A 15,688-nucleotide genomic window follows, 5' to 3' on the forward strand; every position below is an offset into this window, starting at 1 on the left:
TGCTCACCCTTCGGCCTGGGCGGCTTCCGGTTCCTTCGCCTTCATGCCAAGCATGTTTTTCACCTTCTCGCGCGTGGATTGAACGACCACATACAGGGAAGGAATAAGCAAGACACCGAGGGACGACGCGAAGAACATGCCGCCGAAGACCGCGACGCCGATCGCCCTTTGGCTGGCCGCGCCAGCGCTGCTTGCAGTCAGCAGCGGCACCACGCCGAGCAGGAAGGACAAGGCGGTCATCATCACGGCGCGGAAGCGCATATGGGCGGCTTCTTCTGCCGCAGCGATAATCGACTTGCCACTTTCCCGCTGCTCGATCGCAAATTCCACGATCAGGATCGCGTTCTTTGCCCCCATCCCGACCAGCATGATCATACCGATTTGCGTGTAGAGATTGACGTCTCCGCCGGTCAGGAAGACGGCAACGAATGCGCCCAGCAGAGCCACCGTCACGGACATCAGGATCGCCAGAGGCATGCTCCAGCTTTCGTACTGGGCGACCAGGAACAGATAGGCAAACAGGATCGACAGGAACAGGATGAAGAGCACGATGTCTCCCGATCCCTGCTGCTGGAGGGCCGTCCCCGTCCATTCATAGCTGTAGCCCGAGGGCAGCGCTTCCGTCGCCGCAGACTGCAGGGCTGCCATCACGACGCCGGTTGACGCCCCCTGAGCCGGATCTGCGTTCAGCGTTGCAGAGCGGAACATGTTGTAGCGCGTCAGGGTTTGCGGCCCCAGCGTGTTGCTCACGCTCACAAGTGAACTCAGCGGCACCATGGCCCCGCTCGCTGAGCGGACATAAAGCCGTCCAATGTCGTCCGGGTTGTTGCGATACTCGCCGTCAGCCTGAAGCATGACCTTGTAGGTTCGCCCGAAGATATTGAAGTCATTCACATAATATGAACCGAGGTAGGTCTGGAGCGTGGTGAAGACATCCGCGACATTCACACCGAGGGTCTTTGCCTTCTCCCGGTCGAGATCGACAAAGAGCTGCGGCACGTCCGACCGGAATGTCGAATAGGCCTGTGCAATTTCAGGCGACTGGTTCGCGCCATAGACAAAGGAACCAACCGCAGAGGACAGGTCCTGCGGCGTGCCGCCAGCGGTCTGCTGAACCATCATCTGCACACCGCCCGTTGTTCCAAGTCCGGGAATCGGCGGCGGATTGAAGGCAATGATCCGCGCACCCGGGACGGCTGAGAACTCCGCCCAGAACTTGCCCAGGATGGCGTTGACACGCAGTGAGGTTTCCTGCCGCTTCGACCAATTGTCCAATGTGGCAATGATCATCGCCGAATTGGAAGAAAGGGCCGAGTTCAGGATCGAGAATCCATTCACTGTCACGACATTGGCGACGCCCGGTGTCTGCCCCACCTTCTCGATCAGCGACTTGGTAATGATCTCGGTGCGCTCCAGAGAGGCCCCATCGGGCAGCTGGATATCCACCATCAGATAGCCCTGATCTTCCAGTGGCAGGAACCCCTGCGGCAGCCGCCCGCCAAGCACCACAATCAGCGCCACAACAGCCGCAATCACAGCAAGCCCCAGAAACGCGACGCGCAGCAATCTGCGCACCAGAGCAGAATACCCATTGCGCACGCCGGTGATGCCCCGGTCGAACAGGGACATTATTCCGCGCGGCGGGCCGGCCCGCCGTCTGAGGATCATGCCGCACAAAGCCGGAGACAGGGTCAGGGCGTTGATCGACGAAATGATCACGGACACTGAAATGGTGATCGCGAACTGGGAATAGAGTTCCCCGGTGATGCCCGGCATGAAGATTGTGGGAACGAAAACCGCGAGCAGAACGAGGGTCGTCGCGATGACTGGCCCGGTAATCTGCCCCATGGCCTTGGCCGTCGCGTCCTGCGGACTGAGATCCTCTTCACTCAGGATCCGTTCGACGTTCTCCACCACTACGATGGCGTCATCCACCACAATCCCGATGGCCAGAACCAGGGCGAAAAGCGAGATCGTGTTTAGCGACATGCCCAATTCGAGCAGAACTGCGAAGGTGCCAATGAGGGAAACAGGAATGGCAACGGTCGGAATGATCGTCGCGCGCCAATTGCCCAGGAAGATGAACACCACCGAGACCACCAGAACAAAGGTGATGCCCAGTGTCACAATCACATCGTCCATTGATGCCTGGACGAAATCCGTCGTGTTGAACGGTACCTCATAGGCAACGTCGTCAGGAAAGGCCTGGGACAGTTCCTCAAGACGGGCCTGTACTCCCTCGGCGACGGCAATCGCATTGGCGCCGGGCGCCTGATAGATCGCCAGAATTGTCGAGGCCTTGCCATTGAACGCACCGCTGGCCGAATAGGACTGCGCCCCTCTTTCGACCCGGGCCACGTCGCCAACACGCACAATGGCGCCATCCTTGCCGGTGCGCAGCACGATGTTCTCGAACTGCTCGACACTGGACAACCGTCCCTGTGCCTTCACTGTGTACTGGAACTGCTGGCCGGCGGGGACCGGCGGGGCACCGATCTGACCGGCTGCCACCTGCAGGTTCTGGTCTCGAATGGCCGTGATGAAGTCGGTCGGCGTCATGCCCATACTGGCCAGACGGTCCGGGTCGAGCCAGATCCGCATGCCATAGGCAAAATCCGTCAGCACGTCCGCCTTGCCAACGCCCGGAACGCGGGCGAGCGAATCCTTCAGATTGATGGACGCATAGTTTGACAGGAACACCTCGTCATAGGTGCCCTTGGGAGAATAGAGCGCCACCACCAGAAGCATGTTGGTCGAGGCTTTTTGAACGGTCACACCATTGGCCGTCACATCAGATGGCAACTGGCTGGTGGCCTGACTGACGCGGTTTTGGACATTGACTGCGGCAATATCCGGATCCGTGCCGACGGCGAAGGTCACGTTCAGGGAATAGCTGCCGCTATCGGAGCTGTTCGACGACATGTAGAGCATGTCGTCGACACCATTGACCTGCGCCTCGATCGGGGCAGCCACCGTATCTTCCAGAACATCGGCACTGGCGCCGGCATAACTCGCCGACACATTGACGACCGGCGGGGTGATGTTGGGAAACTGTTCGACAGGAAGAGCAAAATACCCGAGGACACCGGCGATGGTGATCACAAGGGAAATCACCAGGGCGAATCTGGGACGCCGGATGAAGAAGACTGAGAACATGAGCCCTACCCCGCCTGGCTGACTGACTGGACCGCCTTGACCGGGACACCGGGCCGGACCTTCTGCTGCCCCTCCGTGATCACGCTCTCGCCCTCCTGCAGCCCCTCCTTCACGACGAAGTCAGTTCCAACTTGGGCTCCGAGCTGAACATAGCGCTGTTCCACCGTGCTGCTGGCGTTGACCACGAGCACGAAACTACCGCGCTGATCCCGCTGGACAGCCGCCTGCGGCACCATCAGGGCTTTTGTTTCCTGAGGGGATTCGATTGTCACAGACACATAGGTGCCATCTGCCAGGAAGCCGTCCTGATTGGCAAACTTGCCCCTTAGCGCAATTGTCCCGGTCTGGGCATCGACCTTGTTGTCGATGAAGACGATCTTGCCAGTCTCGCCATATTGTTCCCGATTGGGCAGGCTCAGCTTAAGGTTGGGCGTTTCTTCCGGTTTGAAATCGGACGGGTTCAGATTGTGGGCTTTCAAGGCATTCAGATATTGAGACTGGCTGACTGAGAAGTTCACATAGACCGGGGCCAGTTGCACCACGGTGCCGAGCGGGCTGGAAGACGGACCAACCACGTCCCCAACACTGTAAGGCGTCTTGCCAATCCGGCCGTCAAAGGGCGCGGCAACATCGGTGTAGCTGAGATCGAGATTCGCCTGGGCGAGCGCTGCACTCGCCGCTTCCACGGCCGCCTTGGTCTGAGCCGTCAGGGCTTGCGTTGCCTGGAAGGCGGCCTGGGAAAGATGACCCTTTTCAAACAGGTCCTTGTCCCGGGCCTCATTCGCGGTCTTCAGTGCCGCATCCGCCTTGGCACTCTCCAGATCCGCCTGAGCCTTCTGAACATTCGCTTCATACTGGCTTTTCTCGATCACGAAGAGCGTCTGCCCCTTCTTGACCAGCGATCCATCCGGAACGGCCTTCTCGTTGAGGAAGCCGCTCACGCGGGCCACGAGTTCCACCTCGTTGATGGCGGCGACCTGACCAACGAAGCTCGCGCTCTGGCGGATTTCCTTGGTCTGAATTCCGGAAACCGTGACCGAAGGCACCGGAACGGCGGCAGGTGTCTTCGCCTCGTCTCCGCATGCCGTCAAAGCGGAAAGTGTCAGCAAAGCGAAAACCTTCGCGCTGCCGGAAAATGCGCGGTCGGAAAATTTCATAAACAAGGCCCCCTACGGCACGACAAACGGGAAAATACGTCCCGCCCATGTACAGGTTGAGAACCCTACAGGCCAAGTGCGTGGGCGGGCAACACCTGAAAAACAGGGTCGCGTGACAAACCGCTGACGAAAGGAAAGGAATTAATCTCAGGCAGGCACAAGAGCCAAAGTGATGCCGAAGAGGTCCCGAGCCGGAATCACCTTGCGCTCGGACAGGCCTTCGCAGGCCACTTCGAGGGCGGCCAGAACCGGAGGGCTGGACGGCAGGCTGTCAGCAGCCGCGTCGCCATCGCGGAACCGGTAGGCCCGCGGGGTCAGAACGGAAATCGTGCCACGGGGCGTGTCCATCTCGAGGCCGAGACTGGTCGCGCGCATTTCGCGCTGACCGGTGAAACCGCCGAGAAACTCGTGATGATCGGAAGGATCAGCCGCCACCATGGTCACGCCCTTCAGGCTGCGCGCACCATTTTGGTGGGTCTGATAGGCCGGCTTCCAGAAGTTCTCGGGAAACCGGTTGTAGCAGGTGAAGAACCCGATTTCCGGTGCCAGAGGCTCGGCCGTGAAGGTCAGGTCAAACCCGACTTCGCGAACGGATCCATCCGGCTGCACCGCCTTGCGGCCGAAGGAAAACGGCTCGAAGGTCTGCAAGCCCAATTCCTGAAAGGCCGCACGGTCGGCTTGCGGGTCCCGGCTCTCGGCAACGAGCATGGTCATGCCCTCTTTGCCCAATGCCAGATAGTCCCGGTTGAAGGCACCGAAGGAGAAGGCGCCTTCGCCTGCGTCCTGAATGAGGGAAGCATCGTCCAGGGCGAGCAGCTCGATAAAGAACCCATCGAGCTGGATCAGCCGGTTGGCGGTTCCCCAGGGGTGAACCGCCTTTGGCGTGACGGAGAAGCCAAGCGCTTCCCAGGCGCGTGCCGCTGCATCCAGGTCCTGAACAGCAGCGACGACGTGATCGAGCCCGCGAACCATGGCTTCCCCCTCATTGTTCCTTGCAAGACCTGACCGTCAGACGAGACGGCCCTGGTGCATGGCAGCCTTGACGAAGGAAGCGAACAGCGGATGCGGTTCGAACGGACGGGACTTCAGTTCCGGATGGTACTGAACGCCGATGAACCAGGGATGATCCGCGATTTCGACCGTTTCCGGCAGAACGCCGTCCGGAGACGTGCCCGCGAAAATCAGACCACAGGCTTCCAGCTTCTCCCGGTAGCCGATGTTCACCTCATAGCGGTGACGGTGGCGTTCGGAAACGCTGATGGAGCCATAGATATCCGCAATCTTGGACCCCGGCTTCAGGGCAGCGGTGTAGGCGCCCAGACGCATGGTGCCGCCGAGATCGCCATCCTGCGAACGGACTTCCTTCTCGTTGCCCTTGGACCATTCGGTCATCAGGCCAACGACAGGCTCCTTGGCAGGACCGAACTCGGTCGAATTGGCTTCCGTGATGCCGGCCATGTTGCGGGCCGCTTCCAGAACCGCCATCTGCATGCCGAAGCAAATGCCGAAATACGGGATTTTGCGGGTCCGGGCGAAGTGAGCTGCGGCAATCTTGCCTTCCGCTCCGCGCTCGCCGAAACCACCCGGCACCAGAATGCCGTGCACGCCTTCCAGATAAGGCGTCGGATCTTCCTTCTCGAAGATTTCCGAATCGATCCACTCCATGTTGACCCGCACCCGGTTAGCGAGGCCGCCATGGACAAGTGCTTCGATCAGCGACTTGTAGGCATCCTTCAGCACCGTGTACTTGCCGACGATGGCGATCTTCACTTCGCCTTCCGGATTGGCAATGCCTTCGGAAATGCCGGTCCAGCGGTCCAGCACCGGCGCAGGAGCCCCCTTGATGCCGAAAGCGGCCAGAACTTCGTCGTCCAGGCCTTCCTTGTGATAGGCGATCGGCACGTCATAGATGGACTTGACGTCATAGGCCGGGATAACGGCGCTTTCACGCACGTTACAGAACAGCGACAGCTTGCGGCGTTCGCTTTCCGGAATCTGACGGTCGCAGCGGATCATCAGGATGTCCGGCTGAATGCCGATGGAGCGCAGCTCCTTGACCGAGTGCTGGGTCGGCTTGGTCTTCATTTCACCCGCAGCCGGGATATACGGCATCAGGGTCAGGTGAACATAGACGGCGTCGCCGCGCGGCAGATCATTGCCAAGCTGACGGATTGCCTCGAAGAACGGCAGACCTTCAATATCGCCGACCGTGCCGCCGATTTCCGTCAGGACGAAATCATAGTCTTCGTTGCCATCGAGAACGAAGGACTTGATGGCATCCGTGACATGGGGAATCACCTGAACGGTGCCGCCGAGATAATCCCCGCGCCGTTCCTTGGCGATGATGTCCTGATAGATGCGACCGGTGGTGATGTTGTCCTGCTTGTTGGCAGGACGGCCGGTGAACCGCTCGTAGTGACCCAGGTCGAGATCGGTCTCGGCCCCGTCATCGGTCACAAAGCATTCGCCGTGCTGATACGGGCTCATCGTGCCCGGATCGACGTTGAGATAGGGATCGAGCTTACGAAGCCGAACCTTGTAGCCACGCGCCTGGAGCAATGCTCCGAGAGCTGCAGAAGCCAAACCTTTGCCAAGCGAGGAAACCACGCCGCCAGTGATGAAAATGTATCGCGCCATGGAGCAATACCATATCGTTGCCAGGGGTCATCTGACCACCCGGGAGTTTCGTTAGACACAATAAAAATGCCCTGCGAAAGAGGCGCAGGGCACTTAATGTCACGGAACCGCGGCCGATAGAGGCCTCACGGCTTACTGAGCAGCCGGGACCTGCGGACCAGCGGGCTCTTCAGGCTTCTTCAGCGCATCCAGGATACCATTGCCCGAACCACCGGCCGGAGCGGACGGCAGCGTCTGCGATGCAGACGGAGCGGAATCGAGGATCGAAGACGGGGTCTCATTCATCTTGGCGATGAGGCTGAGCGCAATGGACGTTGCGAAAAAGGCTACAGCAAGAATCGCAGTCGCACGGGTCAGGACGTTTGCTGTCCCGCGGCTGGACATGAAGCCACCGCCGCCACCGCCGCCCATGCCAAGTGCTCCACCTTCAGAGCGCTGCAGCAGGACGACCAGCACCAGTGCCAGCACGACCATCAAATGTATGACGATGACTACGGTTTCCATCGTTTGCCATTCTGTTTGTTCAAGATTGGCGGCGTTCTACACCACCTTTGCCGGGCTTTCCACCCTTGAAATGGAACTTTACTCCATCCCTTTTCAAGGGTGAGCCGACAAATGAACCGGTTTCTGCCGAAGATCAGGCGTAGGCGGCCAGGATCCCGAGGAAATCAGCGGCCTTCAGGCTTGCGCCACCGACAAGCGCACCATCCACATTGGCAACGCCCATGAGTTCTGCCGCATTCGCCGGCTTGACCGAACCGCCGTAGAGCAGCCGCATGGCCGCACCTTCCGCGCCAAAGCGCTTCACCAGCACGTCGCGCATGGCGCCATGCATGGCTTCGACATCGGCTGCCGTCGGCGTCAGACCCGTGCCGATGGCCCAGACAGGCTCATAGGCGATGATGCTGTTTTGCGCCGTTGCGCCATCCGGAATGGACCCCGCCAGCTGGGCAGAGACAACAGCGACTTCCTCGCCTGCCTTGCGCTGCGCTTCGGTTTCCCCGACGCAGATGATGGCCGGAACCCCCGCCCTCCAGGCAGCTTCCGCCTTGGCGCGCACATCAGAATCACTTTCGCCATGATCGGCGCGGCGCTCGGAATGACCGACGATAATGGCGCTTGCGCCTGCATCGACCAGCATCTCGGCAGCCAGATCACCGGTGTGGGCCCCATTTGCCTTGGCGTGGCAATCCTGCGCACCGACCTGGACCGGCGTGCCATTTGCGGCCGCAGCCATCAGGGCCGTCAGGGTGGCTGGAGCACAGATCATGGTATCGGCCTTGGCGGCAAGATCCGCACTGACACCCGCAGCAATCCGGCTGAATTCCTCCAGAGATGCCCGGGTTCCGTTCATTTTCCAGTTTCCGGCAACAAGCGGCTTGATGGTCTGCGTCATGCCCTGCGGTCCTTATGAAAGATCTCGAATTGCGGCCCTTCGTCTAGCGCCGAATACCGGTTGCGGCCAGAGAAATTTCGCGATCCGGGCCGTTGGGGAAAAGCTTCCTGGCAGAATGTCGCCCGCCGCCTTGCCCGCTCTGGTTCCCGTCTCTATTATCCGCCCGCTCCGCACTGGAGCTTGAGAGAGTTCAAGAGGCCCGGACAAACCGGACCCCGGATTGGAAGAGACTGGAGACGTCATGCTCGACGCGCTGCGCAAGGGCGCCGGCACCATTGTTGCCAAACTGTTTATCGCATTGCTTGTGCTCAGCTTTGCCGTGTGGGGCGTCGCAGACATGTTCAAGGGCTTCGGCCAGAACGTGGCAGCTACCGTCGGAGGCACTGAAATCTCGCTGGTCAATTTCGACCGCGAATACCGCCGCGACCTTGCAAACTTCTCCAGCCGTATAGGACGCACGCTTTCGACCACCGAAGGCGCACAGTTTGGCCTGCCGCAGCAGACCCTCGGCCGCCTCGTGGCTCAGGCAGCTCTGGATGAAGCCGCCTCCGGCATGCGGCTGGGCGTGTCCAACGAGCGCCTGATCGACCTGATCCATGCGGATCCGGCTTTCCAGAGCCCGACCGGCGGCTACGACCGCAACCGTCTGGCCCAGGTGCTGCGCAACGCAGGCGTGACGGAAGACGAATATGTCACCGACCGCCGCAAACTGGCAGAGCGCCAGCAGCTTGCCGAAGCAGTTTCCGGCGGCATGGTCGCTCCCGACGCTTATCTGGAAGTCGTGAACCGCTATCAGGGCGAAACCCGCAATGTCAGCTTCCTGACCGTCGATGCGGCCAGCCTTGGCGAAATCGCAGATCCGGACCAGGCTACTCTGGACGCCTATTTCGAAGCGCAGAAGACCAAGTTCCGCGCACCGGAATACCGTGAGGCAGTGCTTCTCGAACTGACCCCGGACAGCCTGTCCCGTCCGGAAGATGTGACCGACGAAGCGATCCAGCAGGAATACGAAGCCAATACCGAAGATTATTCCCAGCCGGAGCGCCGCAAGGTTCTCCAGATCGCTTTCCCGAACAAGGACGATGCGGCAAAGGCTGGCGAAGAACTGAAGGCTGGCAAGACCTTTGAAGAGCTCATGAGCGAGCGCAACCTTGCCGACAAGGACGTCACGCTCGGCCTGATGACCAAGGGCGACTTCCTCGACCCGGCCATCGGCGAGTCTGCCTTCTCGATGGAAACCGGCGAGACCAGCGATGTCATCGACGGCCGTTTCTCTCCAGTCGTCATCAAAGTTGCGGAAGTTCAGGCTGCCCACACCAAGCCGCTTGAGGAAGTCAGCGCGGACATCCGCAAGGCCCTGGCCTCGGAAGCTGCCGAACGCGAAGTCCTCGATCTTCTGAACGATGTTGAAGATGCGCGCGCCGGCGGTGAAGGCCTTCAGGCCGTTGCCGACCGTTTCCAGCTCAAGACCCAGACGCCCGCTGCCTTCGACAACACGGGTGCCGGTGAAGACGGCAAGGCCGTTCTGCTTCCGGATGTTGATGGTCTGGTTGCCGGCGCCTTCGACAGCGACATCGGCATCGAGAACGACCCGCTGCCGATCGGTCAGCGCGGCTTCCTCTGGTACGAAGTCACCAAGGTGATCCCTGGCCGCGACCGCGAGCTTTCTGAAGTCCGCGACGACGTGATCAAGGCCTGGAAAGTCGAAGAGACCGAAAAGCGCATCAACGCCCGGGTGAAAGAACTGGAAGACAAGGCCAAGGCCGGGACCAGCTTCGCGGATCTGGCAACGGAAGCCGGCCTGACCGTCAAGACGGCTGAAAACGTCAAGCGCGGCGAAGCCACGGGCGACCTCAGCCAGGAAGCGGCTTCCGTGATCTTCTCCGGCCCGGTCGGAACCGTGACGGATGCGGGCGAAGCAAAGGGCAATGGCCGTCTGCTTCTGCGTGTCGATGCGGTCAACACCCCTGCCTTCTTTGCCGAAAGCGACGATCTGAAGCAGATCCGCGATCAGCTGTCCCAGCAGATCCAGGATTCGCTTCTCAACCAGTACATCTCTCAGGTCGAGACCGAGGCCGGTGTCGAGATCAACCAGGCCGCCATTGGCCTCGTGATCGGCTCCCCGACGAACTGACCCGCCGTGACTGCGCAGCGCCCCGGCAACCCCGAACGGACAAGGCCATGAGTAATTTCAAGGACTATATCGCCAAGGTTGCCGGCGGCGCCTCGCTTTCGCGCGAGGATGCCCGTCAGGCCTTCGAGATCATTCTCTCCGGCGAAGCAACTCCCTCGCAGCTCGGCGGATTCCTGATGGCCCTGCGCGTGCGCGGCGAGACCATCGATGAAGTGACGGCTGCGGTCGACACGATGCGCTCCAAGATGCTTCCGGTGAAGGCACCAGCCGACGCGGTCGACATTGTCGGCACCGGCGGCGACAGCACCGGCAGCTACAATATTTCCACCTGCACCTCGATTGTCGTTGCGGGCTGCGGGGTTCCGGTCGCCAAGCACGGCAACCGGTCTCTCTCCTCGAAGTCCGGTTCCTCCGAAGCGCTCGCCCAGCTCGGCGTCAACATCGACATCGGCCCGGACAAGATCAGCGAATGTATCGAGAAGGCCGGTATCGGCTTCATGTTCGCGCCGCTGCATCATTCCGCCATGAAGCATGTGGGTCCGACCCGCGTAGAGCTTGGCACACGCACCATCTTCAACCTGCTTGGGCCCCTGTCGAGCCCTGCCGGCGTCAAGCGCCAGATGCTCGGCGTCTTTGCCCGCGAGTGGGTCGAGCCGATTGCCGAGGTTCTGCGCAACCTCGGATCCAAGCATGTCTGGGTCGTCCATGGCTCCGACGGTATGGACGAGATCACCACCACTGGCGTCAGCTATGTGACGGAACTGAAGGACGGCGCCATCCGCTCCTTCGAGATCCATCCCTCTGACGCAGGCCTGCCCCTCGCCCGGATCGAAGACCTCAAGGGCGGCGAGCCAGCGGAAAACGCCCGTGCCCTGCGCGAAGTGCTTCAGGGCGCACACAATCCCTATCGCGATGTTGTCTTGTTCAATGCCGCCGCCTCCCTCATCATTGCGGGACGGTGCGAGACCTTGACCGAGGGAGTCACCCTTGCGGCGCAATCCCTCGACAGCGGCGCTGCAGCCGACCGGCTTGAAAAGCTGGTCGCTGTCTCCAACGGATAAATACGATGGCTGACATTCTGAAGAAGATCGAAGAGTACAAGCGCGCGGAAATTGCAGCCGCCAAGAGCGTTGTGTCCCAGCGCGAACTCTCCAACCTGATCAGCGACATTGCCCCGCCCCGCGGGTTCCAGAAGGCAATCGAGGCCAAGCTTGCCGCCGGAGACTACGCGCTGATCGCCGAAATCAAGAAGGCGAGCCCGTCCAAGGGTCTGATCCGCGAGGATTTCAATCCGCCGCTGCTCGCCAAGGCCTATGAGGACGGTGGCGCAGCCTGCCTGTCCGTTCTGACCGATACCCCCTCTTTCCAGGGCAAGCCGGAATTCCTGAACGCGGCCCGCGACGCGGTTTCGCTCCCGGCCCTGCGCAAGGATTTTCTCTACGACACCTACCAGGTCTATGAGGCGCGCGCCTGGGGCGCCGATTGCATCCTGATCATTCTGGCTGCCGTGGACGATGCCATGGCCAAGGCCCTGGAAGACACGGCCTTCGACCTGGGCATGGATGTTCTGCTCGAAGTTCATGACGAGGAAGAGCTGGAGCGGGCGCTGAAGCTTTCCTCCAAACTCTTCGGCATCAACAACCGCAACCTGAAGACCTTCGAAACCTCTCTGGAAACCAGCGAGCGCCTGGCGCCGATGGTCCCAAGCGACCGGATCATCGTTGGCGAATCGGGTCTCTTCACGCCGGACGACCTGACCCGCATGGGCAAAAGCGGCATCAACACCTTCCTGATCGGCGAGAGCCTGATGCGCCAGGAAGATGTTGCCTCGGCAACCCGCGCGCTTCTGACCCGCCAGACCGCCGCAGCTGCGGAGTAAGCAGCTCATGAGCGCAAGCGCTGAAGGTAAGGGACTGACCCACATCGATGCTGCGGGTGCCGCCCACATGGTCGACGTGTCGGACAAAGCCGTCACGTCCCGGATCGCCGTGGCAGAAGGCACTGTCACGATGCGGCCGGAAACCCTTGAGCTGATCCTCTCCGGCAATGCCAAGAAGGGTGACGTGATCGCCACCGCCCGGATCGCCGGCATCATGGCCGCGAAAAAGACCCACGAGCTGATTCCGCTCTGCCATCCGCTGGCGCTGTCCAAGGTCACCATCGACATCGAGCCGGACACCACCCTGCCCGGCTTGCGCGTCACGGCAACCACCAAGGTCAGCGGCCAGACCGGTGTGGAGATGGAGGCGCTGACTGCCTGTTCCGTCGCCTGCCTGACTGTCTATGACATGGCCAAGGCCGTGGACCGGGGCATGGTCATCGGTGGCGTGCGGCTTCTGGAAAAGGCCGGTGGCAAGTCCGGTCACTGGACCATTGCAGACGGCGGAACCGGGGGAACCTGACATGGCTGGAAACGCTCCCCTCATTCCCGTTGCTGAAGCGCTGGACCGCCTTTTGAAGGATGTCCGCCCGCTCGGCTCAGAAGAGGTGCCGCTTTCCGCCGCCAATGGCCGCATTCTGGCGCAGGATCTTGCGAGCCTGCGCACTCAGCCCCCCTTTGCCGCCTCGGCCATGGATGGCTATGCGGTCCGCCATGCCGATGTTTCGGCAGTCCCTGCTGATCTTGCCATCATCGGCGAGGCTCCGGCCGGGCACGGGTTCACCGGTAAGGTGAACAGGGGCGAGGCGGTCCGGATCTTCACCGGTGCACCCGTGCCAGATGGCGCTGACACGGTCGTCATTCAGGAAAACACCAGCCGGGATGGTGGTCTGGTCACCGTTCAGGAGCCGCCAAAGCCCGGTGCGAACATTCGCGCCGCCGGACTGGATTTTGCGGAAGGCGATATTCTCCTGAGTGCAGGCACGCGCCTCGACTATCGCTCCTTGTCGCTTGCCGCCTCCATGAACCATGCGATGCTGCCGGTCCAGCGCAAGCCGCTTGTTGCCGTGCTGGCAACCGGCGATGAACTGGTGGCCCCAGGCGGTAACCCGGGCCCGGATCAGATCATCGCCTCGAATCATGCCGGCATTGCCGCCATGGTCGAGGATTGCGGCGGCGCGGTTCTGGATCTTGGAATTTCCCCGGACGACGCCGGGATCATGGCGCAGCACGTGCGCCGGGCCATCGAAGCCAAGGCCGATGTGCTGATCACGCTGGGCGGTGCCTCTGTGGGCGATCATGACCTGGTGCAGGGCGTGCTCGGCAGCGAAGGCATGGAACTCGCCTTCTGGAAGATCGCCATGCGGCCGGGCAAGCCGCTCATGGCAGGTCACCTCGGGGAGACGAAGGTGCTGGGACTGCCGGGCAACCCGGTCTCCAGCATCGTCTGCGCACTTCTGTTCCTGAAGCCCCTGCTCGCCCGCATGCTGAACCAGCCGGTCTCTGGTGGCCAGCTGGCCGAGGCAACGCTCAGCGCCGGCCTCAAGGAAAACGATCACCGACAGGACTACATCCGCGCGATGCTGACCGTGGAAGAAGACGGACGCCTGAGCGCCAGCCCTTTCCAGACCCAGGACAGTTCGATGCTAAGCCTGCTGGCCCGCGCCGGTGCGCTGATCATCCGCCCGCCCCATGCCCCCACCGCCAAGGCGGGCGACAGGGTGCAGGTCGTCAGGCTCTGACTGGGGTCAGGTTTTCTGGGGTCCGGTTTTCAGCGCTACTGCGTGTCCGGAACGTTGATTTCCCAGCCGTCCATGGCCTCGGTGACGATAATCTGGCAGCTCAACCGGCTGCCGTCCTTCACCTCTGCATTGGCAAAATCCAGCATATCGGCTTCCGTGTCGCTCTTGGCCGGAAGATCCGCGATCTGATCATTGCTGAAATAGCAATGGCAGGTCGCGCAGGCGAGCGAACCGCCGCAATCCGCAACGACACCAGAGACATTGCCGTCCCGCGCTGCTTCCATGACAGACTTGCCCACCGGAGCGTCCACTTCGGTACGGGTGCCATCGGCTTCGATGAAAATGAGCTTGGGCATTGTTCGCGCCTCCTCCTTGCGCAGCAGTCCGGCAGCGCTCTCTCCTAAAGAACCGCTGCCCGTTTCCTCCCGCCGGTGCGTCCCATCCGGCTTGGATCTAGGCGGTAGAGCGCCTGAACCCATCGATCAATCCGATCGCCTCGATAGATCCGATCCAGTTTACCGATGACGCATGGTTATTCGGGCCGGGGAACATCCGGAACCGCCTGTGCGATGCGGGCAATTTCCTGCCGGACCCACATGTGCATGGGCGAATGATGGGTTCTGGAGGTCCAGACAAGATCAATGTCGAAAGGAGCTGGACAAGGACACGGCCGGACCACGACCTCCTGCTCCATGGAGGCTGCCATCCGGCTCGGCAGGGTCGCGATCAGATCCGTGCCCTTCAGGATCGAGCCGAGATCGGCCGGGCTCGGCACGCCCAGAACCTGATTGAGCTGGATGCCCTGCTTTTCCAGTTCCAGCAGATAGTTGGACTTCCAGTTGCCGCCATAGGTCACGATCGCATGGGCGGCAGAAACATAGGACGTCAGGTCCAGATCCCGCGTTGCGAGTGGATTGTTCCGGTCCATCACACAGACATAGTGGTCACTGAGCAACCGCCGCTTGAACAGCCCGCTGTCGTTGAAGCGGATCGGCCCCATCAGGAAATCGCTCTCGCCCCGCTTGAGCTGGGCAGCCCCCGCCCCGAAGGCCTGATAGACCGAAACCGCAAGACCGGGCGCATGACGGCGCAGCGCCTTGATCAGATCCGGCAAGATCACCAGCCGCTCATAATAATTGCAGGACAGAGCCACAACGCCACTGGCCTCTGCCGGGTCAAACCCGCGGGGCGTGGCGATCGCCTGATAGCCATCCAGCATCTCCCGGAGGCCGCTGACAATCTCTTCGCAGCGGTCTGTCGCCGCAATGCCTGCGCCCTGCCGCACGAAGAGAGGATCCTGAAACGCCTTGCGCAGGCGTTCCACCGTGTAGCTTACCGTTGACTGATTGACATCGAGCCGTTCGGCCGCCCCTGAGAAGGAACCTGAATCAAACACCTGAACCAGCGTTCTCAAGGCATTGAAATCAATTGAAAACGGATCAACGCGGCTCATGTTCCCTCCCACTGGACACGCGGCTCGTCCTGACGGGAAATTGAATTCCCCGATAGGACATATCAATCCGATCTAATTGCCCGATGCAATCGAAAGATCCAGACTTGCCCTCATGAATTCGGCAGTCCACCTTG

13 protein-coding genes are annotated in these 15,688 nt (G+C 61.1%); 5 read left to right on the plus strand and 8 right to left on the minus strand.

Annotated elements, in window-relative coordinates:
• Positions 1 to 3: 3 nt before the first annotated feature.
• The 6 genes from BUA94_RS14970 to tpiA all read right to left on the minus strand — a co-directional run bounded on the left by BUA94_RS14970 (position 4) and on the right by tpiA (position 8,346).
• A complete protein-coding gene (locus BUA94_RS14970) occupies positions 4 to 3,156 on the minus strand; it encodes an efflux RND transporter permease subunit (protein ID WP_073014124.1) in 3,153 nt (1,050 codons plus the stop codon).
• Positions 3,157 to 3,161: 5 nt separating this feature from the next.
• Positions 3,162 to 4,313 carry an efflux RND transporter periplasmic adaptor subunit gene (locus BUA94_RS14975; protein WP_073014125.1) on the minus strand — a complete coding sequence of 384 codons (1,152 nt, stop codon included), beginning with the start codon at positions 4,311 to 4,313 and terminating at the stop codon, positions 3,162 to 3,164.
• A gap of 147 nt (positions 4,314 to 4,460) precedes the next feature.
• On the minus strand, positions 4,461 to 5,285 hold the full coding sequence (locus tag BUA94_RS14980) for a VOC family protein (RefSeq protein WP_073014126.1): 825 nt from the start codon (positions 5,283 to 5,285) through the stop codon (positions 4,461 to 4,463).
• A 36-nt stretch (positions 5,286 to 5,321) separates the two neighbouring features.
• Positions 5,322 to 6,950 (minus strand): CTP synthase, encoded by a 1,629-nt coding sequence (locus BUA94_RS14985; RefSeq protein ID WP_073014127.1) that lies wholly within the window; start codon positions 6,948 to 6,950, stop codon positions 5,322 to 5,324.
• A gap of 132 nt (positions 6,951 to 7,082) precedes the next feature.
• Positions 7,083 to 7,454, minus strand: a complete 372-nt coding sequence (gene secG, locus BUA94_RS14990; protein ID WP_073014128.1) for a preprotein translocase subunit SecG — start codon at positions 7,452 to 7,454, stop codon at positions 7,083 to 7,085.
• 133 nt (positions 7,455 to 7,587) lie between these two features.
• A complete protein-coding gene (gene tpiA / locus BUA94_RS14995; protein WP_073014129.1) occupies positions 7,588 to 8,346 on the minus strand; it encodes a triose-phosphate isomerase in 759 nt (252 codons plus the stop codon).
• Positions 8,347 to 8,587: 241 nt separating this feature from the next.
• Here tpiA and BUA94_RS15000 point away from each other — a divergent pair, with 241 nt between their 5' ends.
• The 5 genes from BUA94_RS15000 to BUA94_RS15020 are packed head-to-tail and all read left to right on the plus strand — an operon-like array spanning position 8,588 to position 14,101.
• A complete protein-coding gene (locus BUA94_RS15000; RefSeq protein WP_073014400.1) occupies positions 8,588 to 10,480 on the plus strand; it encodes a SurA N-terminal domain-containing protein in 1,893 nt (630 codons plus the stop codon).
• A gap of 47 nt (positions 10,481 to 10,527) precedes the next feature.
• Positions 10,528 to 11,541 (plus strand): anthranilate phosphoribosyltransferase, encoded by a 1,014-nt coding sequence (trpD, locus tag BUA94_RS15005; protein WP_073014130.1) that lies wholly within the window; start codon positions 10,528 to 10,530, stop codon positions 11,539 to 11,541.
• Between the two features lie 5 nt (positions 11,542 to 11,546).
• Positions 11,547 to 12,359, plus strand: coding sequence for an indole-3-glycerol phosphate synthase TrpC (gene trpC / locus BUA94_RS15010; protein ID WP_073014131.1), 813 nt, complete (start codon positions 11,547 to 11,549; stop codon positions 12,357 to 12,359).
• A 7-nt stretch (positions 12,360 to 12,366) separates the two neighbouring features.
• Entirely contained in the window at positions 12,367 to 12,882 is a 516-nt protein-coding gene (moaC, locus tag BUA94_RS15015) for a cyclic pyranopterin monophosphate synthase MoaC (protein ID WP_073014132.1), read from the plus strand.
• 1 nt (position 12,883) lies between these two features.
• Positions 12,884 to 14,101, plus strand: coding sequence for a molybdopterin molybdotransferase MoeA (locus BUA94_RS15020; RefSeq protein WP_073014133.1), 1,218 nt, complete (start codon positions 12,884 to 12,886; stop codon positions 14,099 to 14,101).
• 35 nt (positions 14,102 to 14,136) lie between these two features.
• On the opposite strand, the gene BUA94_RS15025 is transcribed toward BUA94_RS15020, so the two are convergent.
• Together BUA94_RS15025 and BUA94_RS15030 are read right to left on the minus strand one after the other, a co-directional pair.
• On the minus strand, positions 14,137 to 14,457 hold the full coding sequence (locus tag BUA94_RS15025) for a 2Fe-2S iron-sulfur cluster-binding protein (protein WP_073014134.1): 321 nt from the start codon (positions 14,455 to 14,457) through the stop codon (positions 14,137 to 14,139).
• Positions 14,458 to 14,633: 176 nt separating this feature from the next.
• Positions 14,634 to 15,554, minus strand: a complete 921-nt coding sequence (locus BUA94_RS15030) for a LysR family transcriptional regulator (protein ID WP_073014135.1) — start codon at positions 15,552 to 15,554, stop codon at positions 14,634 to 14,636.
• Between the last annotated feature and the right edge of the window lie 134 nt (positions 15,555 to 15,688).

Source organism: Roseibium suaedae (genome assembly GCF_900142725.1).
GTDB classification, from domain to species: Bacteria; Pseudomonadota; Alphaproteobacteria; order Rhizobiales; family Stappiaceae; genus Roseibium; species Roseibium suaedae.